This window comes from Noviherbaspirillum sp. FW303-A3 (assembly GCF_058788695.1).
The window spans coordinates 1,819,358-1,841,642 of sequence record NZ_JBYTAZ010000001.1; the positions used below are offsets into that span (position 1 = coordinate 1,819,358).

The following is a 22,285-nucleotide window of genomic DNA, read 5'->3' on the forward strand; positions in this document are numbered from 1 at the left end:
AGACAAAGGGCAGGTTACCCTGCCCTTTGTCTTTTCGGATGCCGGATTCTTAGGCCAGGCGACCGTGGCACTGCTTGTACTTCTTGCCGCTGCCGCAGGGGCAGGGATCGTTGCGGCCGACCTTCGGCACGGCATTGACCATCGGCTGCTGGCCGGCGGATTCCGCGTTGGCGGTCGGCGCGAGAAGTTCTTCCGGTGCGGCATTCGGATTGAAGTCGGCGTGTTCGTAGTGCACGTTCTCTACGTGCGACTGGGCGAGCTGTGCTTCCGCCGCGTCGATCTCTTCACGCGACTGGATGCGCACGGTCATCACGATGCGGACCACTTCGTTCTTGATCAGGTCCAGCATGGTACCGAACAGTTCGAAGGCTTCGCGCTTGTACTCCTGCTTCGGGTTCTTCTGCGCATAACCGCGCAGATGGATGCCCTGGCGCAGGTGGTCGAGCGCCGCAAGGTGCTCGCGCCAGTGCGTGTCGATGCTCTGCAGCATCACGCTGCGCTCGAAGCCGGCGAATGCTTCCTTGCCGATGACCTCTACCTTGGCGCTGTAGGATTCCTCCGCCGCCTTCTGCACACGCTCGAGCAGCTCGTCGTCGGTCAGTTCGGGCTGGGCTTCCAGGATCTTCGTGAGCGGCACCTCGAGCTGCCACTCGTTGGCGAGTGCAGCTTCCAGGCCCTTGAGGTCCCACTGCTCTTCCATCGACTCTTCCGGCACGAAGGCGCGGAACACGTCGGTGAACAGCCCCTGGCGCAGGGACGCGATCATCTCGGCCACGTCGTGCGCTTCGAGCAGTTCGTTGCGCTGCTGGTAGATCACCTTGCGCTGGTCGTTGGCGACATCGTCGTATTCCAGCAATTGCTTGCGGATGTCGAAGTTGCGCGCTTCGACCTTGCGCTGCGCGGATTCGATGGAGCGCGACACGATACCGGCTTCGATCGGCTCGCCTTCCGGCATCTTCAGGCGGTCCATGATGGCGCGCACGCGGTCGCCGGCGAAGATGCGCAGGAGCGGGTCGTCGAGCGACAGGTAAAAGCGCGAGGAACCCGGATCGCCCTGGCGGCCGGAACGGCCGCGCAGCTGGTTGTCGATGCGGCGGGATTCGTGGCGTTCGGTACCGATGATGTGCAGTCCGCCCGCGTTGACCACATGGTCGTGCAGCGACTGCCATTCGTCGCGCAGGGTCTTGGCCTTCTGCTGCTTCTCGGCGTCGCCCAGGTTGGCATCGGCTTCGATGATCTGGATCTGCTTCTCGACATTACCGCCCAGCACAATGTCGGTACCGCGGCCGGCCATGTTGGTGGCGATGGTGATCATCTTCGGCCGGCCCGCCTGTGCGACGATTTCCGCTTCGCGCGCGTGCTGCTTGGCGTTGAGGACGTTGTGCGGGAGATTGTGCTTGGCGAGGATCTTCGAGATCAGTTCGGAGTTCTCGATGGATGTCGTGCCGACCAGCACCGGCTGGCCGCGCTCGTAGCAGTCCTTGATGTCGTTGACGACCGCGTTGTATCTCTCCTGTGCGGTCTTGTACACCTGGTCCTGGCGGTCCTTGCGCTGGCTCGGACGGTTGGGCGGAATGACGACGGTTTCGAGGCCGTAGATTTCCTGGAATTCGTAGGCTTCGGTATCGGCGGTGCCGGTCATGCCGGCGAGCTTGCCGTACATGCGGAAATAATTCTGGAAGGTGATCGAGGCCAGGGTCTGGTTCTCGTTCTGGATCTTCGCTCCCTCCTTCGCCTCGACCGCCTGGTGCAGGCCGTCGGACCAGCGGCGGCCCACCATCAGGCGGCCGGTGAATTCGTCGACGATGATGACTTCATTGTTTTGCACGACGTAATGCTGGTCCTTGTGGAACAGCACGTGCGCGCGCAGGGCGGCGTACAGGTGGTGGATCAGCGTGATGTTGGCCGGTTCGTAGAGCGATGCGCCTTCCGGCAGCAGGCCCATGCGGGTCAGGATCTGCTCTGCCTTTTCATGGCCTGCTTCGGTCAGCAGCACCTGGTGTGACTTTTCGTCCTTGGTGTAGTCGCCGGGGACTTCGATCTTGCCCTTGCCGTCCGGTGTTTCCTCGCCGATCTGCAGCGTCAGCAGCGGCGGGACGGCGTTCATCTTGATGTACAGGTCGGTGTGGTCTTCGGCCTGGCCGGAAATGATGAGCGGGGTACGCGCTTCGTCGATCAGGATCGAGTCCACTTCATCGACGATGGCGAAGTTCAGGCTGCGCTGCACGCGGTCGCCCGAGTCGTAGACCATGTTGTCGCGCAGGTAGTCGAAACCGAATTCGTTGTTGGTGCCGTAGGTAATGTCGGCAGCATACGCAGCCTGCTTGGTGTCGTGAGGCATCTGCGACAGGTTGACGCCCGTCGTCAGGCCAAGCCAGGCGTACAGCTTGCCCATCCATTCGGCGTCGCGCTGCGCGAGGTAGTCGTTGACCGTCACGACGTGCACGCCCTTGCCGCTCAGGGCATTGAGATAGGCAGCCAGCGTCGCCATCAGCGTTTTGCCTTCGCCCGTGCCCATCTCGGCGATCTTGCCGTTGTGGAGGACCATGCCGCCGATGAGCTGCACATCGAAGTGGCGCATCTTCAGCACGCGGCGGCTCGCTTCGCGGCAGACCGCAAAGGCTTCCGGCAGGATCTCGTCCAGCGTCGTGCCCTTGGCGATGCGCTCCTTGAACTCAGGCGTTTTCGCCTGCAGCTCGGCGTCGGACAGCTTTTCCATCGCCGGTTCAAGCGCATTGATTTCGCGGACGGTCTTTTGGTATTGCTTGATCAGCCGCTGGTTGCGGCTGCCGAAAATCTGGGTCAGTAGGGACATGCTTTAATTTTGATTTAGACGCCGCGAAAACAGCCCTGCATGAGTTTCACGGAGACGCAATTGGGTAAATTGCTGATTTTATCATGCAGCCCATCGAGGTCTGCCCGCTTCGGAACCGGATGCGCAAAATGATTGCGCGAGGACAAATTCCCGGAATCCCGCCCGGCCTGAATCCAGCCGATCAAGCGGAAGATGGGGACGATCCAAAGGGAAACAATCCCCCTGGCACTGCAAAGACAACAGTGCGAGGGGCGGCACTATCTGGCAGCGAGTGCGGCCAGCTTTGCCTGGTCCGCGCCTGCGGACAGGAATTTGTGCGGATCCTGCTGAATGCCTTTCACCAGGACCTCGAAGTGCAGATGTGAGCCGGTGGAACGGCCGGTGGATCCGATATCGGCGACGTGCTGGCCGCGCCGGACAATGTCGCCGACCTTGACGCCAAGGCGCGAACAATGGGCATAACGCGTAATCATGTCATTGCCATGGTCGATTTCGACCATGTTGCCGAACTGGTGGTGATATTCGGCAGTGATCACTACCCCGCCGGCAGCAGCGACGATCGGGGTGCCGGTGGCCGCTGCAAAGTCGATCCCTTCATGGAAGGCCTGGCGTCCGGTGAAGGGATCGAAACGCCAGCCAAAGCCGGAAGCGTTATAGCTGACATTGACCGGCTGGATGGTGGGCAGCAGCTTGGACTTGATCTTGTGGCTCATCAGCGTCGTTTCGACCACGTTCATGTAATCGGCGCGGTGTTCGACGTCACGTGCCATGGCGTCGAGCAGTTGCTGGAATTCGTTCATGCTGAGCGGCCGGTCCTTCAGGCTGGATGGCTCGGTGCCGCCGCGGCCAGGCATCTCGCGGAAATTGAATTCCTGCGGCTTGACGCCAGCGAGGCCCTGCACGCGTTCGCCCAATGCGTCCAGGCGCATCAGTTGTGCCTGCATCTCGCCCAGCTTCATGGCCATGGCGGCGAGGTTTTCCTTGACGTACTTGTCTTTCTTGCTGGTGTCGTCGTGGGTGGCGGAAGCGAGGACGTCGCGAACGACCGGAATGTTGAGATCGGTGGCGTGGCGGAAGGTGAGGTAATACAGGAAAAGGGAAACGAGGATGACCGATGACAAAAACACAAGCCCGAGCAGCATCAGGTGCCATCGCGTCAGGGTGAGCGTCCTGGCGCTGAAGCGCGGGTGCAGCAGAATAATTTGCATTCAAACTCCTCCGACTCGTCTATCGCAGGTGTGATGTGATAAGGTTCAAGCATGAGTCGCCCGCCCTTATTTCTTTCTTCTCAGCAACGATTTCAGTCTACCCGCGCAGGTGCAAAGCCCGCGAGCAGAGTTACAGCTGTTACAGATTTCCTGCGCACGCACGACAGAATGGCCACGCTTTTGCCGGCCGTCATGCGCCTGGCGAAGTTGCAAGAAGAGTGTTCGGCTATCCTCCCCGCGCTTTTTGACGCTTGTTCCGTCATGCGGTTCGACGAAGATCAATTAACGGTCGGGGTACCGAATGCCGCGCTTGCCGCGAAGCTCAAGCAGCAGTTGCCAAAATTGCAAGAAGGCCTACTGCAACGCGGTTGGCAGGTTAACGCAATACGTATCAAAGTGCAAGTTAGAAAGATTGGCGAAAAGATAATTCGCCAGAAAGAAATCGAGCTGCCGAACAAGGCCTTGTCGGCATTCGAAGACCTGCGGAATTCATTGGAAAAGTCACGCGGAAACGAGGCGTTGACGGTGGCGTTGAGCACCATGCTCAAGCGCCACGGGAAGGCTTAGCTGAAGGCCCACTCCTGCCGTGTCTGGCGGGCGTACGCTTCCGGCGCGGTCGTGATCGAATCAAACGTCACGATTTCATAGGCATCCGGCTGATCGAGCAGTGCGCGCAGCAGCAGGTTGTTCATCATGTGCCCCGACTTGTGGGCCACGTAGCCGGCGAGCAGCGGATGGCCGACCAGATAGAGGTCGCCGATCGCGTCGAGAATCTTGTGCCGCACGAATTCATTCTCATAGCGCAGGCCGTCCGGATTGAGGATCCGGTATTCATCCATTACGATCGCGTTTTCCAGCGAACCGCCACGGGCCAGTCCCATGCCGCGCAGGGTTTCGACGTCCTGCATGAAGCCGAAGGTGCGCGCGCGGGCGATTTCCTTCACGTAGGAATCGATGCCGAAATCGACTTCGGCAATCTGGCCGGTCGCATCGACCGCCGGATGGTTGAATTCGATGAAGAAGCTGAGCTTGAAGCCGTCGTACGGTTCGAGGCGCGCCCATTTTTCCTGGGCGCCCTTGCCTTCGCGGACTTCGACCGGCTTCTTGACGCGGATGAACTTCTTCGGCGCGTTCTGCTCCTGCAGGCCGGCCTGTTGCAGCAGGAAGACGAAGGAGGCCGCGGAGCCGTCCATGATCGGAATTTCTTCGGCCGTGACGTCCACGTACAGGTTGTCGATGCCGAGGCCGGCGCAGGCCGACATCAGGTGCTCGACGGTCGAGACGCGAATGCCGTCCTTCTCCAGGACGGAAGCCATCCGGGTATCTCCCACACCATTGGCGCTCGCAGGCAGGTCAACCGGCGGATTGACATCGACGCGACGGAAAACGATGCCAGTGTCAGGCGCGGCCGGTCGCAAGGTGAGCTCGACCTTGGTGCCGGAATGCAATCCGACGCCAATGGTCTTGACGAGCTGTTTGACGGTGCGTTGTTTTAGCATCGGTGAATTATAGCAACTAACCCACCGGTCAGTTGTAAAGCACTGTAACGGTTGTTGGGCTTACACCACGCTATCCGCAACGAACTTCCGTCATCCCCCCTTTATTTAGTGGCTTTCCAGCCAATGTTGCGCGCGCTGCACCGCGCGGCGCCATGTCGAAAGGCGTTGCTCGCGTTCATCGGCGGCCATGGCGGGCTCGAAGCGTTTTTGAACCTGCCATTGCGCAGCGATTTCATCCTTCGAGCCCCAGAACTTCACTGCGAGGCCAGCAAGGTAAGCCGCGCCCAGTGCGGTCGTTTCCGTCACGAGTGGCCGCACCACCGGGACGCCGAGCACGTCGGCCTGGAACTGCATCAGCAAGTCGTTGCGCGAGGCGCCGCCGTCCACCCGCAATTCAGTCAGGCCGATGGATGCGTCCTTCTGCATCGCCTCGAGCACGTCGGCGGTTTGATAGGCAATGCTGGCCAGCGTCGCTCGCGCGATGTGCGCCTTGGTCGTTCCCCGGCTGATGCCTACCATGGTGCCGCGCGCGTACGCGTCCCAGTAAGGCGTTCCCAGACCGGCAAATGCGGGCACGAAGAAAACCCCTCCGGTATCCGGAACGCTTGACGCCAGTGCTTCGACTTCTTCCGAACTCTTGATGATGCCCAGCCCGTCACGCAGCCACTGCACGGCGGCGCCGGCATTGAACACGCTGCCTTCGAGCATGTAATCCGTCTGTCCGCCGATGGTCCAGCCGATGGTGGTCAACAGGCTGTTCTTCGAGGTGATGGCCTGCTTGCCGGTGTTCATCAGCATGAAGCAGCCGGTGCCATAGGTATTCTTTGCCATGCCCGGGCGATGGCATGCCTGGCCGAACGTCGCGGCCTGCTGGTCCCCGGCGATGCCGGCGATCGGGATTGCGCCGCCAAGCAATTCGGCTCTTGAGTTGCCGACCACGCCGCTTCCGGAGACAACTTCAGGCAGCAGGCTGCGGGGGATGCCGAGGACGGCAAGCAGCTCATCGTCCCATTGAAGGGTGTGAATATTGAACAGCAGCGTGCGCGACGCGTTGCTGGTGTCGACCACATGCGCCCCGCACAGCTTGTAGATGAGCCAGGAATCGATGGTGCCGAAGGCGAGTTCTCCACGCTCGGCCTTGCTGCGCGCGCCGGCGACGTTATCCAGCAGCCACTTGAGCTTGGTGCCGGAAAAATAGGCATCGATCACGAGGCCGGTCTTCCCCTGGAACAACGCGGTCTTGCCCTGCTCGCGCAGGCTGTCGCACAGGCCTGCGGTGCGGTGGTCCTGCCATACGATGGCATTGGCGATCGGCTCGCCCGTCCTGCGGTCCCACACCACGGTCGTCTCGCGCTGGTTCGTAATGCCGATGGCGGCAATGTCGGCCGCGCTGATGTTCAGCTGCCTGAGCACCTGCTGCGCGACGCTCAGCTGGCTGCTCCAGATTTCGTTGGCATCATGTTCAACCCAACCCGACTGCGGGAAAATCTGCCGGAATTCCTGCTGTGCGATGCCCTGCATGCGGCCTTCGCGATCGAACAGGATCGCGCGCGAACTGGTCGTGCCCTGGTCGAGGGCGAGGATATATCTGGTCACTGGACTGTCTCCTTGAATGACGCGCTCTCCGGCCGCCATGAAAAATGGCGCGGCAACCTGCCGCGCCAACCTAGTTTAGCTGATCGATGACGACGCGATCAGTTGGCACGGCCCTCCTTCCAGGCCTGCAGCAGCTTGTCGTAGGCGATGGTTTCACCCTTCGGCTTTTCGTTGTCCAGCTTCTTCCACGGAGCACCCTTGTCGGTCAGCCACTTGGCCGGATCGCCCTTCGGATTCAGCTTCGGTGCGCAGGCCTTCATGCCGGCGCGTTCGAGACGGGCCAGCACCTGGTCCATTTCCTCAGCCAGGCTGTCCATCGCTGCCTGCGGGGTCTTCTCGCCGGTGACTGCTGTCGCCACGTTCTTCCACCACAGCTGCGCCAGCTTCGGATAGTCAGGGACGTTGGTGCCGGTCGGCGTCCATGCCACGCGTGCCGGGCTGCGATAGAACTCGATCAGGCCGCCGAGCTGGTCCGCGTGCTTGGTGAAGTAATCATGCTTGATGTCGGATTCACGGATGAAGGTCAGGCCGGTGATCGACTTCTTCAGCGACACGGTCTTCGCGGTCACGAACTGTGCATAGAGCCATGCGGCGGCGCGGCGATCAGGTGGCGTGGACTTGAAGAAGGTCCATGCCCCCACGTCCTGGTAACCGTTCTGCATGCCGTTCTTCCAGTACGGGCCGTGCGGCGACGGCGCCATGCGCCACTTCGGTTTGCCGTCCGGATTCACGACAGGCAGGCCGCCCTTGATCATGGAGGCGGTGAAGGCGGTGTACCAGAAAATCTGCTGGGCGATTTCACCTTGCGCCGGAACCGGGCCTGCTTCGGAGAAGGTCATGCCGGTGGCTTGCGGCGGCGCGTATTTCTTCATCCAGTCGACATACTTGCTGAGCGCGTACACCGCGGGCGGCGAGTTGGTCGCACCGCCGCGCGAGACGGAAGCGCCGACCGGATTGCACTTGTCCTGCGAAACACGGATACCCCACTCGTCAACCGGCACGCCGTTCGGGATGCCCTTGTCGGCAGTGCCCGCCATCGACAGCCAGGCATCGGTGAAGCGCCAGCCGAGCGACGGGTCCTTCTTGCCGTAATCCATGTGGCCGTAGACGCGCTTGCCGTCGAGGTTCTTCACGTCATTGGTGAAGAAATCGGCGATGTCTTCATAGGCGGACCAATTGACCGGAACGCCCAGTTCATAGCCGTACTTGGCCTTGAACTTTTCCTTCAGGTCCTTGCGCTCGAACCAGTCGGCGCGGAACCAGTACAGGTTGGCGAACTGCTGGTCGGGCAGCTGGTAGACCTTGCCGTCGGGCGCGGTGGTGAAGCTGATGCCGATGAAATCCTTCAGATCGAGGCCGGGGTTGGTGAACTCCTTGCCCTCGCCTGCCATGTAGTCGGACAGCGGGATGATTGCGCCGTAGCGATAGTGCGTGCCGATCAGGTCGGAGTCGGAAATCCAGCCGTCGTAGATGCTCTTGCCGGACTGCATCGAGGTCTGCAGCTTCTCGACCACGTCGCCTTCCTGGATGATGTCGTGCTTGACCTTGATGCCAGTGATTTCCTCGAAGGCCTTGGCGAGAGTCTTGGACTCGTACACGTGCGTGTCGATGGTCTCGGACACGACGTTGATTTCGTTCACGCCTTTCGCCTTGAGCTTGGCGGCGGCTTCAATGAACCACTTCATCTCGTCCAGCTGCTGCTGCTTGCTCAGGCTGGAAGGCTGGAACTCCTGGGTAACCCACTTTTCCGCCGCTTTCATGTCGGCCCAGGACGCACCCGAAGCCAGCATCGCCGCAGCAGCCAACGCCGTCAGTTTTAGTCTCATATCTCCACCTGTTTTAATGCCTTCCCCCAGCAGAAATGCCCGGCGCGGGGAAGGAATGCGCCGGGCATCGAAACGCAGGGTCAACCCCAACGCATCACGATAAGCAACACCACAAAACCGATTGCCGCCCCGATGGCCTGGTCCAGCTCGGTCAGGCCGGCCCAGGCCAGGTTCAGGTAGGCCGCCGTCAGCAGGCCGATGAACAGCCTGTCGCCGCGCGTCGTGCTGATCGGCAGGAAACCCTGCCGCTCGGTCGTCGGCGACTTGATCTCCCAGATCGTCATGCCGATCAGCATCAGTACGATCGCCGTAAAGAAGATGGCCACAGGAGGCGTCCAGGCCATCCATCCGAAAACTTCTTCCATGTCACACCCTCCCCATTGCAAAGCCCTTGGCGATGTAATGCCGCACGAACCAGATCACCAGCGCGCCGGGCACGATGGTCAGCACGCCGGCCGCCGACAGCACGCCCCAGTCCATGCCGGCGGCCGAGACGGTGCGCGTCATGGTCGCCGCGATCGGCTTGGCGTTGACCGAGGTCAGCGTGCGGGCCAGCAACAGTTCCACCCAGCTGAACATGAAGCAGAAGAACATCGTCACACCGACCCCGGACTTGATCATCGGCAGGAAGATCTTCACGAAGAATTTCGGGAAGCTGTAGCCGTCGATATAGGCGGTCTCGTCGATTTCCTTCGGGATGCCGGACATGAAGCCTTCCAGGATCCATACCGCCAGCGGCACGTTGAACACCATGTGCGCCAGCGCCACCGCGAGGTGCGTATCCATCAGGCCGACCGTCGAATACAGCTGGAAGAACGGCAGCAGGAACACCGCGGGCGGTGTCATGCGATTGGTCAGCAGCCAGAAGAACAAGTGCTTGTCGCCGAGGAAGGAGTAGCGCGAGAACGCATACGCCGCGGGCAGCGCCACTGCCGTCGACAGGATCATGTTAATGGCGACATAGATGATCGAATTGATGTAGCCGTCATACCACGACGGATCGGTGAAGATCGTCTTGAAGTTGTCGAAGGTCATGTTGCTCGGCCACATCGTCAGCGCACCAACGATTTCCTCGTTGGTCTTGAGCGACATGTTCAGCATCCAGTAGATCGGCAGCAGCGACAGCAGCAGGTATATCGTGAGAATGGGCGCCGTCAGGCGTTTGCTCATCATTTCTTGTCTCCCGTTCCGACACGTTGCATCCAGTTGTACAGCACGAAGCAGAACAGCAGGATGATCAGGAAGTAGATCAGCGAGAATGCCGCCGCCGGTCCGAGGTCGAACTGGCCGACTGCCTTCTGCGTCAGGTACTGCGACAGGAAGGTGGTCGCATTGCCCGGTCCGCCGCCGGTCAGCACGAAGGGCTCGGTGTAAATCATAAAGCTGTCCATGAAGCGCAGCAGCACCGCGATCATGAGCACGTTGCGCAGCTTGGGCAGCTGGATGAAGCGGAATACCGCCCAGCGCGATGCGCCGTCGATCTTCGCCGCCTGGTAATACGCATCCGGAATCGCGCGCAGGCCGGCGTAGCAGAGCAGGACCACCAGCGGCGTCCAGTGCCAGATATCCATGACAAGCACGGTGACCCATGCATCGACCGAGTCGCCGGTGTAGTTGTAGCTGATGCCCGAATGGTTGATCGCGTAACCGAGCAGGCCGATGTCGCCACGGCCGAAGATTTGCCAGATGGTGCCGACCACGTTCCAGGGGATCAGCAGCGGCAAGGCGATGAGCACCAGGGACATGGACGCCTTCCAGCCCTGCGCGGGCATGGTCAGGGCGATCAGGATGCCGAGAGGGATCTGGATCGCGAGCACGGACAGCGAGAAGATCAGCTGCCGGTACAGCGCGCCGTGCAGTTCGCTGTCGCGCATCACCATGCGGAACCATTCGGTGCCGACGAACACATGCTGCGTCGGGCTGAGGATGTCCTGCACCGAGTAGTTCACGATGGTCATCAGCGGCAGGATGGCCGAGAAGGCGACGCACAGGATCACCGGGAGAATCAGGAACCACGCGCGGTTGTTATAGGTTTTCATGTCATGCCACCCGCTTGTCGTTGACGTAGTAAAGGGTCCGTTCCGTCGGCAGGCGCAGCCATACCTTCTCGCCGGCCGACGCCGACAGTTGCCGCAGCTTGGCGGCAATGGTGTGTTCGCCCAGCCTGAATTCGGCGAGGTAATGCGTACCGAGGTTGCGCACGGACGTGACCGTGGCCGGCGCGGTATCGGGCTGCGGTTCGAATTCGCATTCGACGAATTCGGGACGGATGCCGAGTGTCGTTTTCCCGTTGGCGCCCTTCAGTGCGGCACTTGCGCCCGGCGACAGCGGAATGCTGTTCCCTTCGAGGTGTGCGGCGTCGCCGTTGATCTTGCAGGGCAGCAGGTTCATGCCGGGATTGCCGATGAAATAGCCGACGAAGGTATGCGCCGGCTCCTCGAACAATTCCTGTGCCGTCCCCGCCTGCACCACTTCGCCCTGCGTCATCACGACGACCTTGTCGGCAAAGGTCAGTGCCTCGACCTGGTCGTGGGTGACGTAGATCAGCGACAGTTTCAGCTCGTGATGGATTTCCTTGAGCTTGCGGCGCAGCAGCCATTTCAGGTGCGGGTCGATCACGGTCAGCGGTTCGTCGAACAGCACCGCGGCGACGTCGGGGCGGACCAGCCCGCGGCCGAGGGAAATCTTCTGCTTGGCATCGACGGACAGGCCGCTGGCGCGATGCTTCAGGTCGCTGGTCAGTTCCAGCATCTCGGCCACCTGCTGCACGCGCTTGTTGATGTCCGCCGTTTTCCATCCGCGGTTGCGCAGCGGAAAGGCGAGATTGTCGAACACGGTCATGGTGTCGTAGATGACCGGGAACTGGAACACCTGGGCGATGTTGCGCGCTTCCGGCGGCAGGTTGGTGACATCCTTGCCGTCGAAGAGCACCTTGCCATGCGAGGGCTTCAGCAGGCCGGAAATGATGTTCAGCAGCGTGGTCTTGCCGCAGCCGGACGGCCCTAGCAGCGCATAAGCGCCACCATCGTCCCACTGCATGTTCATCGGGCGCAGCGCGTAGTCGGTCGGCGCGCTCGGGTTCGGCTTGTAGGCATGAGCCAGATCAACGAGTTCAATGCGAGCCATGCTTACACTCCAGCCTGAGTCAGTGTCGGCGCAAACAATAGCGCGCCATCGGGTGCATACAGGAACAGGTCGCCCGGCCTGCAATACATGCTGCAGGGAGAGCCGAGTTCGAGGTCGTGGACACCGGGCAGCTGCGCGACGAGCGCAATGCGGCCGCGATGCATGTGCACATAGGTTTCGGAACCGCTGATTTCCGCCAGCTCGACTTCCGCTTCGATCGGCACGTCGTCCGGGTAGCGCGCAGCCAGGCGCAGGCTGTGCGCGCGCAGGCCGAGCATCACTTCCTTGTGTCCTGCCGCCTTTTGCATCTGTGCCGGGCTCAACTGCAGGATGAGCCCGCTGCCCAATTGCGCCGTGCCGTTGGCTTCGAGCGTGGCGTGCATCAGGTTGATCGGCGGATCGCTGAAGGTGCGTGCGGCCTGGATGGAATTGGGTGCGTTGAATACATCGAGCGTCGGGCCGCTCTGCAGCAAGCGTCCCTCATGCAGCACCGCCACGTTGCCGCCGAGCTGCAAGGCTTCCAACGGCTCGGTGGTGGCATACACCACGGTGGTTCTTCCTTCGGAGAACAGCTCGGTCAGTTCATTGCGCAATTCCTCGCGCAGCTTGTAGTCGAGGTTGACCAGCGGCTCGTCGAGCAGCAAAAGACCGGCTTCCTTGATGAGCGCGCGCGCCATCGCGGTGCGCTGCTGCTGGCCGCCGGACAGCTCGGCCGGGAAGCGTTGCAGGTAGGGCGTGATGTGCAGGCGTTCCGCCATGTCGGTCACGCGCTTCCTGATCTCGCTTTCCGCCACGCCCTTGATGCGCAGCGGCGACGCGATATTGTCGAAGACCGTGAATGACGGGTAGTTGATGAATTGCTGGTACACCATGGCGAGGTCGCGCTCGCGGACCGACACGCCGGTCACATCGCGGCCGCCGGCCACGACGCGTCCTTCGGTCGGGCGGTCGAGCCCGGCCATCAGACGCATCAGGGAAGTCTTGCCGGCTTTGGTTGTCCCCAGCAATACGTTGATGGTCCCCGGTACCAGCGAGAGCGATAGCGGGTAGATGTGATCTTCCGCGCCAACTTTCTTGCTGACGTTTTCCAATGCTAGAAGCACGCTGTCTTCCTCCTAAAAATTCTTCTTGCTCGCCTTTGTTCTGGTTTTAGGCGCTGCAGCTTTTTTCCGTCCGGGTTCGATTCCGGATCCAGGCGTCGAGCCTGTCCTGCGTATCCCTGGGCAAATGCAGGCCGAGCTTGGAACGGCGCCACAGGATGTCCGCCGCGTCCACCGCCCATTCATGCCGCATCAGGTAATCGACCTCGGCTTCATACAGGCCGGGTGCGATTTCCTCGCCCATGTCCGCTTTCCCCTTGCGCCCCTTGAGCAGCATGTCGATGCGTGTCCCATAGGCTCGCGCATAACGCGCAACCAGTGCCGGCGGCAGGAAGCCATAACGCTTCTGCATCTCGTGCACGAACTTGTCGTACTCGAGCACGGAGCGGTTTGAAGGCTGTGCGCCGAACAGGTCGCCGCCGGGCAGGCAGGCATTCTCGGTCCATGAACCATGCCGCATGGGCAGCAGGGGGGCGAGCATGTCGACTGCCTCTTCCGCCAGCTTGCGGAAGGTGGTGATCTTGCCACCGAAGATGGACAGCAGCGGCGCTCCCTGCGTATCGATTTCGAGGCGGTAGTCGCGCGTTACCGCGGATGCGCTCGACGACTCGTCCTCGACGAGGGGGCGGACGCCCGAGTAGCTCCACACGACGTCAGCCGGAGCAATGCGCTTGCGGAAATAGCGGCTTGCAAGGTCGCACAGGTAGACGATCTCATCCTTGTCGATCGCCACCTTGTTGGCGTCGCCGTGGTATTCGATATCCGTTGTGCCGATCAGGGTGAAGTCCTGCTCGTAAGGGATGGCGAACACGATGCGCCCGTCAGGGTGCTGGAAGATATAAGCGTACGGATGGTCGAACAGCTTGGGAACGACGACATGGCTGCCCTTGATCAGGCGCAGCGCCTTTTCCGTCGGGCGCTGTACGGCGCTCTGCAGGAATTGCGCCGTCCACGGACCGGCCGCATTGACCAGTGCCCGGGCGCGCACGAGGGATTGCCGTCCCTGTGCATCGGCCAGTTCCACAATCCATGCGTCACCGTCGCGCCGGGCGGACGTGCACCGCGTGCGGGTGAGGATGCATGCCCCTTTCTCGGCGGCGTCGACCGCGTTGAGCACCACCAGGCGCGCATCATCCACCCAGCCATCGGAATACACGAAGCCGCGCGTGAACTCCGGCTTGAGCGGCTCGCCCGCCGGGTGCCGGCGCAGGTCGGCGCCGCGCGAACCCGGCAGAAGCTCGCGTTTTGCAAGCGCGTCGTAGAGAAACAAGCCGGTGCGGATCATCCATGCCGGACGCTGCCCCTTGTCGTGCGGCAGCACGAAGCGCATCGGCCACATGATGTGCGGCGCGGCGCGCAACAGCACTTCGCGTTCGATCAGCGCCTTGCGCACGAGGTTGAACTCGTAGTACTCGAGGTAGCGCAGGCCGCCGTGGATGAGCTTGGAGGAGGACGAGGATGTGTGCGAGGCAAGGTCGTCTTTTTCGCAGAGAACGACAGTCAAACCACGTCCGGCGGCATCACGCGCAATGCCGGCGCCGTTGATGCCGCCGCCGACGACGAGCAGGTCGCATTCGAGGTTGTACTTGCCGTTTTCCATCCGGATCTCGCCCAAATAGTGAGTGGTACGGTGACAGGCAGTTAAGATACGACAATACTCGAAACTAATGCAACATCTTTTTTGATTTTTTATGTTCGTTTATTTTCGTTTTCAATTATATTGATACCTTTGCCACGATTGAAGGGGAACGGCTTTGACTCTTAATCCACGTCAAAGGCGGCTGCTGGATGCCGTGCGGCAACGCGTGACCATATCGGTGGAGGAGCTGGCACTGGAGCTGGGCGTGACGCCGCAGACGGTGCGGCGCGACGTCAAGATGATGGAAGAAGCGAACCTGCTGGCGCGCTACCACGGCGGCGTCGGCCTGCCCTCTTCCGTCGAAAACATCGACTACAGCCTGCGCCAGGGGATGAACAGCGACGCCAAGCGGCGTATCGCCTGCGAGGTGGCGCGCCAGGTGCCTTCGGGATGTTCGTTGCTGATCAACATCGGCACGACAACCGAGGAAGTCGCCCGGGCGCTGGTGCATCATCAGGCGCTGCATGTCGTCACCAACAACCTCAATGTGGCATCCATCCTCTCCGACAATCCCCATTGCGAGGTGATCCTGGCCGGCGGTGTGGTGCGCGGCCGCGACCGGGGCATCGTGGGCGAGGCGACGATCGATTTCATCCGCCAGTTCAAGGTCGACATCGGGATCATCGGGATTTCCAGCATCGAGCTCGACGGCACGCTGCGCGACTACGATCCGCGCGAGGTCAAGGTGGCGCAGGCGATCATCGAACAATCGCGCGAAATCTGGCTGGTGGCCGACCGCGACAAGTTCGGAAGGCAGGCGCTGGTGCGCATGGCGCACGTCTCGCAGATCGACATGCTGTTTACCGACGCGCCGCCGCCGGACGCACTGAGCCACGTACTCAAGGATGCGCGGGTGGAAGTCGTCGTCGTCGAGTAGGGAATAAAACCGGGACCCGGCTCGTACATGCAGGCACAGGCGCATCCCTTGCGCCGCGTGACCTGACGCCATCGAGGAGGACAGCATGCCCTTTCGCCCCATTCCTGCCGGGGGAACGCCCTGTTGTTTCCGGAAAAACATCGCTGCCTCCGGCGTCTGTTCTGATGCTATTCTCTGAGCACATTCCCACAGGGACGACGATTGCGGCGAATGGAACGACCGCAAGTCGACCGATACCGGCCACAGAGATACTCCCACCCAAATTGATCGATCGCGACGAACTGGTTGATGTCCTGCCCCGGCTGCGCCGCTATGCGCGCGTCCTGACGCGCGACCTCGCCCGCGCGGATGACCTGCTCCAGGATACGGTCGAGAGGGCGCTGGCCCGCGAATCGACCTTCCGGTCGGGCGCGAACCTGCGTGCATGGCTGTTCTCGGTCATGCACAACCTGTTCATCGATGGCACGCGCCAGCGCGAGCTTGTCGACTGGACGGCCGACATGGCCGATTTGCCGGAGGCCGCTGCCGGGCAGCAATCCGATCCGGCCGAGATGCGCGACATCCAGTCCGCGCTGTACAGGCTGCCGGGAGAACAGCGCGAAGTCCTGCTATTGGTGGCGGTGGAGGGTCTGCGCTACCGCGAAGCGGCCGAGGTGCTGGCGGTGCCCGTCGGCACGATCATGTCCCGCCTGGCGCGGGCACGGGAGAAAATGCAGGAATTGCTCGGAGACGCCCCCGCCGGCAAGGGAGCAGCACGATGAACATGCCACTTACCGACGAACAACTCTGCGCCTACCTGGACAATGAACTCGACCAGGCCGCGCGCGCGACAGTCGAACATGCGCTCGCGCAGGACGCAGCGGCGCGCGAGAAACTTGCCTTCTGGTCGGCGCAATCCGGCAGCTTGCGTCGCGCACTCGACGACAGTCTCGATGAGCCCTTGCCAGCCGGACTGGTCAAGTTCGCAAAGACGCCGCCACTGCAAGCCGTCGCCACACGAAAGGCCTCCTGGCGGGACATGCTGACAGCCTTGCTGCCTTCACCGCGCTTTGCCGGCGCCCTCGCCGTCGCGGTACTGGTCGGCATCGTCGTCGGCAAGGAACTCCTCCCCCGGCTCGATACCGACGGACAGCTCGTCCGCCTCGCGTCGGTCGCCCACCATGTCTACAGCCCCGACAAGCGGCAGCCGGTCGAGGTCAAGGGCGATGATCCGACCCTGACATCGTGGATCTCCAAGCGTCTCGGCAAGAAAGTGTTTGCCCCGCAGGTTGGCGACTTCCGCTTCCTGGGCGGACGGCTGCTGGCAGGCGCCGAGGAACCCGCCGGGCAATTCATGTATGAGGACGCCGCAGGCAAACGGCTGACCGTCTTCGTCCGTACCGAGGGAGCACTGGACAGGCGAACCGCGCCGGAATGCGATACCTATCGCGGCATCAGCGTGTGCTACTGGTATGCAGGTGACGTGGCCTATGCCCTTGCCGGTGAGCTGCCCGCATCCGCCCTGTCCGCGATGGCCGGTCCGGCGGCAGAATCAGTCCGCAATCCAAAGCCCTGATACGAGCAAAAAAAAACGGCGCCGAAGCGCCGTTTTCCATGTTCCACCGAGAAAACTCAGCCGAGCTGGCCCAGCAGGGTTTCGGCGTTCGAGACTTCGAACTTGCCTGGTTGTTCGATATTGAGCTGCTTCACGACGCCGTCTTCCACCAGCATCGAAAAGCGTTGCATGCGAACGCCCATGCCCTTGGCGGTCAGGTCGAATTCCAGGCCGAGCGCCTTGGTGAATTCCGCGCTGCCATCGGCCATCATGCGCACGATGCCGGTGGCCTTCTGGTCGCGGCCCCATGCACCCATGACGAAGGCATCGTTGACCGAGATGCACCAGATTTCGTCCACGCCCTTGGCCTTGAGCTTGTCGGCCAGTGCGATGTAACCCGGCACATGCTTGGCCGAGCAGGTCGGGGTGTACGCGCCCGGCAGGCCGAAGACGGCAATTTTCTTGCCCTTGGTCAGGTCGCCGACCTTGAAGGTATTCGGGCCGAGGGAGCAGCCCTCCGATTCGACTTCGATGAATTCCGAGAGCGTGCCTTCCGGCAGGCGGTCGCCAATCTTGATGGTCATGATATGTCCTCTCTTTTGGGGGAAAGCGATAAAACGAAACTGCGCAAAAACGCCGCGCGCCGCTGTCACGCGGGGCGCGGCGTACAAACCGCAGTATGCCTTTTTCTTGCTTTTCTTGCAGTATCAGGACTGCTTCACCCTACTTTATGTAGGGTGAATGATCAGTCTGCCTGCTTGCGCAGGAAGGCCGGGATATCGTAAGTTTCCATGCCGTTCTTCTCGAGCGCGCGCACCGTGTCCGATGCAGACTCGCGACGCCATACCGCCGGCGCCTTCAGGCCGTCGAAAGCAGCAGCCGGCTGTGCGGAACCATGTGCCATGCCGGTGTGCTGCATGATCGGCTCGTTGTGCGTACCGGTGCGCAGGACCGGGGTCTGCACCAGTTGCACGTTCTTGCGGCCGCGGCCGAGGCCGGTTGCCACGACGGTGACACGGATCTCGTCGCCCATGTTCTCGTCGTAAGCGATGCCTTGGGCGATCGATGCATCGGGTGCAGCGAAGGCGCGGACGGTGGCCATGACTTCCTTGATTTCCTTGCCCTTGAGGCTGCGGCTGGCGGTGACGTTGACCAGCACGCCGCGCGCGCCGGACAGGTCGATGCCGTCCAGCAGCGGCGACGCCACTGCCTGCTCGGCGGCGATGCGCGCACGGTCCACGCCGGAAGCGGTCGCCGTTCCCATCATGGCCTTGCCCTGCTCCCCCATGATCGTCTTGACGTCGTTGAAGTCGACGTTGATGTGGCCCGGCACGTTGATGATTTCAGCGATACCGGCGACGGCGTTGTTCAGGACGTCGTCAGCGTGCTGCAGCCATTCCATCATGCTGTCGTCTTCGTAGATCTCTTCCAGCTTCTCGTTCAGGATCACGATCAGGGAGTCGACATGGCGGGACAGTTCGTCCAGCCCCTGCTCGGCGAGTTCCATGCACTTCGCGCCCTCGTAGGAGAACGGCTTGGACACCACGGCGACGGTCAGCGCGCCGAGTTGCTTGGCGACTTCCGCCACGACCGGAGCAGCGCCGGTGCCGGTGCCGCCGCCCATGCCGGCAGCGATGAAGACCATGTGCGCGCCGCGCAGTGCGTCTTCGATGCGCTGGCGGGAATCTTCGGCCAGCTGGCGGCCGACGTCAGGCTTCATGCCGGCGCCCAGGCCGGACTCGCCGATCTGGATGATGTTGTTGGCCTTCGACTGCTGCAGTGCCTGCGCGTCGGTATTGGCGGCGATGAACTCCACGCCGGCCACGCCCTTGTTGATCATGTGCTGCACTGCATTGCCCCCTGCACCACCCACACCGACCACCTTGATCACGGTGCCGAGATTCGCGTTATCGATCATATCGATTTCCATGACAGTTTTACTCCCTTAGATGAAGCAGTTTTCAGTCGATAGTCACCACGCTATGGGGCGACTAGCAACTGCAAACTGCGGTTAGTACACAATGATTATTAAAATTCTTGCTGCTTAAAAATTACCGAGGAACCACTCTTTCATTCGCTGCCAGACCGCCTTCACCGAACCATCCTGGCGAGTGACGATGTGGCCGCGCAGGTACTGCTTCTTCGCTTCCAGCAACAACCCCAACACTGTCGAATACCGCGGACTGCGCACCACGTCCGCCAACTGCCCGCTGTACTCCGGCACGCCAAGGCGCGTCGGCTTCAGGAAGATGTCTTCGGCCAGTTCGACCATGCCCGGCATCATTGCCGTGCCGCCGGTGATGACGATGCCGGAAGACAGCACCTCTTCGTAGCCCGATTCGCGCACCACCTGGTGCACGAGGGCAAACAATTCTTCGACGCGCGGTTCGATCACCGCGGCGAGCGCCTGGCGCGACAGGGTGCGCGGGCCGCGGTCGCCGAGGCCGGGCACTTCCAGCGTCTCGCCCGGATCGGCCAGCACCTGCTTGCCGACGCCGTAGCGCAGCTTGATTTCTTCTGCTTCGGACGTCGGCGTACGCAACGCCATCGCGATGTCGTTGGTGATCTGGTCGCCGGCGATGGGGATGACCGCAGTGTGGCGGATCGCACCTTCGGTGAAGATCGCAACGTCGGTCGTGCCGCCGCCAATGTCGACCAGCACCACGCCCAGCTCCTTTTCATCCGCCGTGAGCACTGCGTCGGCGGAAGCCATCGGCTGCAGGATCAGGTCGGACACTTCGAGGCCGCAGCGGCGCACGCACTTGACGATGTTTTGCACTGCCGACACCGCGCCGGTCACGATATGCACTTTCACTTCCAGGCGGATGCCGCTCATGCCGATCGGCTCGCGCACGTCCTCCTGGCTGTCGACGATGAATTCCTGCGGGACCGTGTGCAGCAGCTGCTGGTCGGTCGGAATGTTGACCGCCTTGGCCGTCTCGATCACGCGCGCGACGTCGGTCGCCGTCACTTCCTTGTCCTTGATCGCCACCATGCCGCTGGAATTGAAGCTGCGGATATGGCTGCCTGCGATCCCGGTATAGACGTTCTTGATCTTGCAGTCGGCCATGAGCTCGGCTTCCTCGAGTGCGCGCTGGATCGACTCCACCGTCGCTTCGATGTTGACCACCACGCCCTTCTTCAATCCCTTGGATTCGTGCTGTCCGAGACCGATGACCTCATGCCTCCCGTTCGGCATCACTTCGGCCACTACCGCGACTACCTTGGAGGTGCCGATGTCGAGGCCGACGATCAGGTTCTTTGCGTCTTTTGTCATGTTGATTCGCTTACTTTTTTTTGCCTTCGATACCGAACTTCAAACCGGTTGCCTTCAACGCCAATCCATTCGGGTAACGCATGTCCATACTTTCAATCCTGTCCTGCAACCGCGTGACCAGTTGCGGATAGATCTTCACCAGCCGGTCGACGCGATCCTTCAGCGTCGCGCTGTTCGCCTCGCGGCCCAGCTCGACCGTCATGCCGTTGTTCAGTCTCACGCTCCAGGCGTAGCGGCCGGAGAGCCACACCGCATCCGGCGCCAGGCTGACCGGCTTGAACCAGTCCTGCAGTTCACGGTACCGGGCAACGACTTCCTTCTCGCTTCCTTCCGGTCCGCCGAACTCGGCCAGCTCGTGGTCTTCTTCCGCCTCGGCGAGGTTGGCGGTGAACACGTCCCCTTTCACCGATAGCAGCTTGCCTTCTTCGCCCCACGTTCCCAGCGGTTCATGCTCTTCCACGGTCACGATCAGCTTGTTCGGCCATTCGCGCCGCACCGACGCCTTGCGCACCCAGGGCACCGCTTCGAAAGCCATGCGCACCGTATCGAGGTTCGCAGTGAAGAAGTTGCCCTTGACGCGCGGTACTGCCGTCGTGCGCACCGTCGATGCATTAACGTGCCGCAGCACCGTTTCGCCGACACCTTCGATACGAATCGTCTTGAGGGTGAACATCGGCCGCTGCGCAACCCACCAGATTCCCGACGCGAGGAGGCTCAGCACCAGCACGCCGAGGAGCGCGTTGGTGGTGGTGTTGAGCGTTCTTACGTCGTGCCACATGGTCGGTCGTCATTCCTTACGTCGGTTGCCAGTCCTTGTTCGGCTTCAGGTCGAGGTCGGCCGAACGCAGGATCTCCACACACAAATCTTCATAGCTGACACCGGAGGCCTTGGCCGACATCGGCACCAGAGAATGTCCGGTCATGCCCGGAGAGGTATTGATCTCCAGCAGGAAGGGTTCGTTATCCGCGGCACGCAGCATGAAGTCGACGCGCGCCCATCCGGAACTGCCGACAGCGTTGAACGCACGCACGGCGAGCGACTGGATGCGCTTGGTCAGTTCCTCGTCCAGCGGCGCCGGGCAGAGATACTGCGTGTCGTCGCTGAAGTACTTGTGCTGGTAGTCGTAGTTGCCCTGCGGCGCGCAGATTTCCACGATCGGCAGCGCGCGCGCATTGCGGCCCTTGCCCAGCACCGGCACCGTCAGTTCGCGGCCGGTGATGAATTCTTCCGCCAGCACGACGTCGTCATATTTCGCGCAGTGCTCGAAACCGGCCTGCACCGCTGCGGCATCGATCACCTTGCTGATGCCGATGGTCGAGCCTTCGTGCGGCGCTTTCAGCATGACGGGCAGCCCGAGTTCGGTGGGCACGTTGGCCAGTTCTTCCGGCGTAGCGGAATGCGAATCGAGCACGATGAAGCGCGGTGTCGGCAGGCCATGGTTCAGCCAGATGCGCTTGGTCATCACCTTGTCCATGCCGATGGACGAGGCCATCACACCGGAGCCGGTGTACGGAATGCCCAACTGTTCCAGAACGCCCTGGAGCGTGCCGTCTTCGCCGTAGCGGCCGTGCAGCGCGATGAACACGCGGTCGAACTTCTCCGCCGCCAGTTCGGCCAGGCTGCGTTGTGCCGGATCGAAGCCGTGCGCGTCGACGCCCTTGCCCTGCAGCGCCTTCAGGACGCCGGAACCGGACATCAGCGATACCTCGCGCTCGGCCGAACGGCCACCGTACAGCACGCCGACTTTTCCAAACTCTTTTTTCAAATCCGTATTGCTCATGATGAAT

General features: G+C 61.7%; 20 protein-coding genes. 4 read left to right on the forward strand and 16 right to left on the reverse strand.

The features are described 5' to 3' along the window. Positions 1–49: 49 nt before the first annotated feature. Entirely contained in the window at positions 50–2,815 is a 2,766-nt protein-coding gene (gene secA, locus AC3WOY_RS08860) for a preprotein translocase subunit SecA (RefSeq protein WP_492422825.1), read from the reverse strand. A gap of 257 nt (positions 2,816–3,072) precedes the next feature. Next, the gene (locus tag AC3WOY_RS08865) at positions 3,073–4,023 is read right to left on the reverse strand and encodes a peptidoglycan DD-metalloendopeptidase family protein (protein WP_492422827.1); all 951 of its coding nucleotides are present in this window, start codon (positions 4,021–4,023) and stop codon (positions 3,073–3,075) included. 51 nt (positions 4,024–4,074) lie between these two features. Between AC3WOY_RS08865 and AC3WOY_RS08870 the strand changes: the two genes are divergently transcribed. Next, entirely contained in the window at positions 4,075–4,590 is a 516-nt protein-coding gene (locus AC3WOY_RS08870) for a DciA family protein (RefSeq protein WP_492422829.1), read from the forward strand. Here the strand turns inward: AC3WOY_RS08870 and lpxC are convergent. The 9 genes from lpxC to glpD form a co-directional block, all read right to left on the reverse strand. Next, the gene (gene lpxC, locus AC3WOY_RS08875; RefSeq protein WP_492422831.1) at positions 4,587–5,522 is read right to left on the reverse strand and encodes a UDP-3-O-acyl-N-acetylglucosamine deacetylase; all 936 of its coding nucleotides are present in this window, start codon (positions 5,520–5,522) and stop codon (positions 4,587–4,589) included. The genes AC3WOY_RS08870 and lpxC overlap by 4 nt on opposite strands. Before the next feature lie 105 nt (positions 5,523–5,627). Further along, complete coding sequence (glpK, locus tag AC3WOY_RS08880) at positions 5,628–7,118, reverse strand: glycerol kinase GlpK (RefSeq protein WP_492422833.1); 1,491 nt, start codon at positions 7,116–7,118, stop codon at positions 5,628–5,630. 98 nt (positions 7,119–7,216) lie between these two features. After that, the gene (locus tag AC3WOY_RS08885) at positions 7,217–8,944 is read right to left on the reverse strand and encodes an ABC transporter substrate-binding protein (protein WP_492422835.1); all 1,728 of its coding nucleotides are present in this window, start codon (positions 8,942–8,944) and stop codon (positions 7,217–7,219) included. A gap of 80 nt (positions 8,945–9,024) precedes the next feature. Next, a complete protein-coding gene (locus tag AC3WOY_RS08890) occupies positions 9,025–9,309 on the reverse strand; it encodes a DUF2160 domain-containing protein (RefSeq protein ID WP_492422837.1) in 285 nt (94 codons plus the stop codon). A gap of 1 nt (position 9,310) precedes the next feature. Continuing rightward, positions 9,311–10,114 carry a carbohydrate ABC transporter permease gene (locus tag AC3WOY_RS08895; RefSeq protein WP_492429237.1) on the reverse strand — a complete coding sequence of 268 codons (804 nt, stop codon included), beginning with the start codon at positions 10,112–10,114 and terminating at the stop codon, positions 9,311–9,313. Continuing rightward, positions 10,114–10,983 (reverse strand): carbohydrate ABC transporter permease, encoded by an 870-nt coding sequence (locus AC3WOY_RS08900; protein WP_492422839.1) that lies wholly within the window; start codon positions 10,981–10,983, stop codon positions 10,114–10,116. Before AC3WOY_RS08900 ends, AC3WOY_RS08895 begins: the two co-directional genes overlap by 1 nt. A 1-nt stretch (position 10,984) precedes the next feature. Further along, positions 10,985–12,070, reverse strand: coding sequence for an ABC transporter ATP-binding protein (locus tag AC3WOY_RS08905; protein WP_492422841.1), 1,086 nt, complete (start codon positions 12,068–12,070; stop codon positions 10,985–10,987). 2 nt (positions 12,071–12,072) lie between these two features. Next, entirely contained in the window at positions 12,073–13,173 is a 1,101-nt protein-coding gene (locus AC3WOY_RS08910) for an ABC transporter ATP-binding protein (protein WP_492422843.1), read from the reverse strand. Positions 13,174–13,219: 46 nt separating this feature from the next. Then, positions 13,220–14,770 (reverse strand): glycerol-3-phosphate dehydrogenase, encoded by a 1,551-nt coding sequence (glpD, locus tag AC3WOY_RS08915; protein WP_492422845.1) that lies wholly within the window; start codon positions 14,768–14,770, stop codon positions 13,220–13,222. A 154-nt stretch (positions 14,771–14,924) separates the two neighbouring features. Between glpD and AC3WOY_RS08920 the strand changes: the two genes are divergently transcribed. The 3 genes from AC3WOY_RS08920 (at position 14,925) to AC3WOY_RS08930 (ending at position 17,241) form a co-directional block, all read left to right on the forward strand. Beyond that, entirely contained in the window at positions 14,925–15,686 is a 762-nt protein-coding gene (locus tag AC3WOY_RS08920) for a DeoR/GlpR family DNA-binding transcription regulator (protein ID WP_492422847.1), read from the forward strand. Positions 15,687–15,949: 263 nt separating this feature from the next. After that, positions 15,950–16,447: a sigma-70 family RNA polymerase sigma factor gene (locus tag AC3WOY_RS08925; RefSeq protein WP_492422849.1), complete on the forward strand. Its 498-nt coding sequence runs from the start codon at positions 15,950–15,952 to the stop codon at positions 16,445–16,447. After that, positions 16,444–17,241, forward strand: coding sequence for an anti-sigma factor family protein (locus tag AC3WOY_RS08930; protein WP_492422851.1), 798 nt, complete (start codon positions 16,444–16,446; stop codon positions 17,239–17,241). The genes AC3WOY_RS08925 and AC3WOY_RS08930 overlap by 4 nt, the downstream gene beginning before the upstream one ends. A gap of 56 nt (positions 17,242–17,297) precedes the next feature. Here the strand turns inward: AC3WOY_RS08930 and AC3WOY_RS08935 are convergent, their stop codons facing one another. The 5 genes from AC3WOY_RS08935 to AC3WOY_RS08955 form a co-directional block, all read right to left on the reverse strand. After that, positions 17,298–17,804 carry a peroxiredoxin gene (locus tag AC3WOY_RS08935; RefSeq protein WP_492422853.1) on the reverse strand — a complete coding sequence of 169 codons (507 nt, stop codon included), beginning with the start codon at positions 17,802–17,804 and terminating at the stop codon, positions 17,298–17,300. 161 nt (positions 17,805–17,965) lie between these two features. Next, on the reverse strand, positions 17,966–19,150 hold the full coding sequence (gene ftsZ / locus AC3WOY_RS08940) for a cell division protein FtsZ (RefSeq protein WP_492422855.1): 1,185 nt from the start codon (positions 19,148–19,150) through the stop codon (positions 17,966–17,968). 114 nt (positions 19,151–19,264) lie between these two features. After that, positions 19,265–20,497: a cell division protein FtsA gene (gene ftsA, locus AC3WOY_RS08945; protein WP_492422857.1), complete on the reverse strand. Its 1,233-nt coding sequence runs from the start codon at positions 20,495–20,497 to the stop codon at positions 19,265–19,267. A 10-nt stretch (positions 20,498–20,507) separates the two neighbouring features. Continuing rightward, positions 20,508–21,275: a cell division protein FtsQ/DivIB gene (locus AC3WOY_RS08950; RefSeq protein WP_492422859.1), complete on the reverse strand. Its 768-nt coding sequence runs from the start codon at positions 21,273–21,275 to the stop codon at positions 20,508–20,510. 16 nt (positions 21,276–21,291) lie between these two features. Further along, entirely contained in the window at positions 21,292–22,278 is a 987-nt protein-coding gene (locus AC3WOY_RS08955; RefSeq protein ID WP_492422861.1) for a D-alanine--D-alanine ligase, read from the reverse strand. Between the last annotated feature and the right edge of the window lie 7 nt (positions 22,279–22,285).

Coding starts and splice junctions, on each gene's coding strand:
- secA (WP_492422825.1), bottom strand. CDS start 2,815: ATGTCCCTACTGACCCAGATTTTCGGCAGCCGCAACCAGCGGCTGATC.
- AC3WOY_RS08865 (WP_492422827.1), bottom strand. CDS start 4,023: ATGCAAATTATTCTGCTGCACCCGCGCTTCAGCGCCAGGACGCTCACC.
- AC3WOY_RS08870 (WP_492422829.1), top strand. CDS start 4,075: ATGAGTCGCCCGCCCTTATTTCTTTCTTCTCAGCAACGATTTCAGTCT.
- lpxC (WP_492422831.1), bottom strand. CDS start 5,522: ATGCTAAAACAACGCACCGTCAAACAGCTCGTCAAGACCATTGGCGTC.
- AC3WOY_RS08885 (WP_492422835.1), bottom strand. CDS start 8,944: ATGAGACTAAAACTGACGGCGTTGGCTGCTGCGGCGATGCTGGCTTCG.
- AC3WOY_RS08890 (WP_492422837.1), bottom strand. CDS start 9,309: ATGGAAGAAGTTTTCGGATGGATGGCCTGGACGCCTCCTGTGGCCATC.
- AC3WOY_RS08895 (WP_492429237.1), bottom strand. CDS start 10,114: ATGAGCAAACGCCTGACGGCGCCCATTCTCACGATATACCTGCTGCTG.
- AC3WOY_RS08900 (WP_492422839.1), bottom strand. CDS start 10,983: ATGAAAACCTATAACAACCGCGCGTGGTTCCTGATTCTCCCGGTGATC.
- AC3WOY_RS08905 (WP_492422841.1), bottom strand. CDS start 12,070: ATGGCTCGCATTGAACTCGTTGATCTGGCTCATGCCTACAAGCCGAAC.
- glpD (WP_492422845.1), bottom strand. CDS start 14,770: ATGGAAAACGGCAAGTACAACCTCGAATGCGACCTGCTCGTCGTCGGC.
- AC3WOY_RS08930 (WP_492422851.1), top strand. CDS start 16,444: ATGAACATGCCACTTACCGACGAACAACTCTGCGCCTACCTGGACAAT.
- AC3WOY_RS08935 (WP_492422853.1), bottom strand. CDS start 17,804: ATGACCATCAAGATTGGCGACCGCCTGCCGGAAGGCACGCTCTCGGAA.
- ftsZ (WP_492422855.1), bottom strand. CDS start 19,150: ATGGAAATCGATATGATCGATAACGCGAATCTCGGCACCGTGATCAAG.
- ftsA (WP_492422857.1), bottom strand. CDS start 20,497: ATGACAAAAGACGCAAAGAACCTGATCGTCGGCCTCGACATCGGCACC.
- AC3WOY_RS08950 (WP_492422859.1), bottom strand. CDS start 21,275: ATGTGGCACGACGTAAGAACGCTCAACACCACCACCAACGCGCTCCTC.
- AC3WOY_RS08955 (WP_492422861.1), bottom strand. CDS start 22,278: ATGAGCAATACGGATTTGAAAAAAGAGTTTGGAAAAGTCGGCGTGCTG.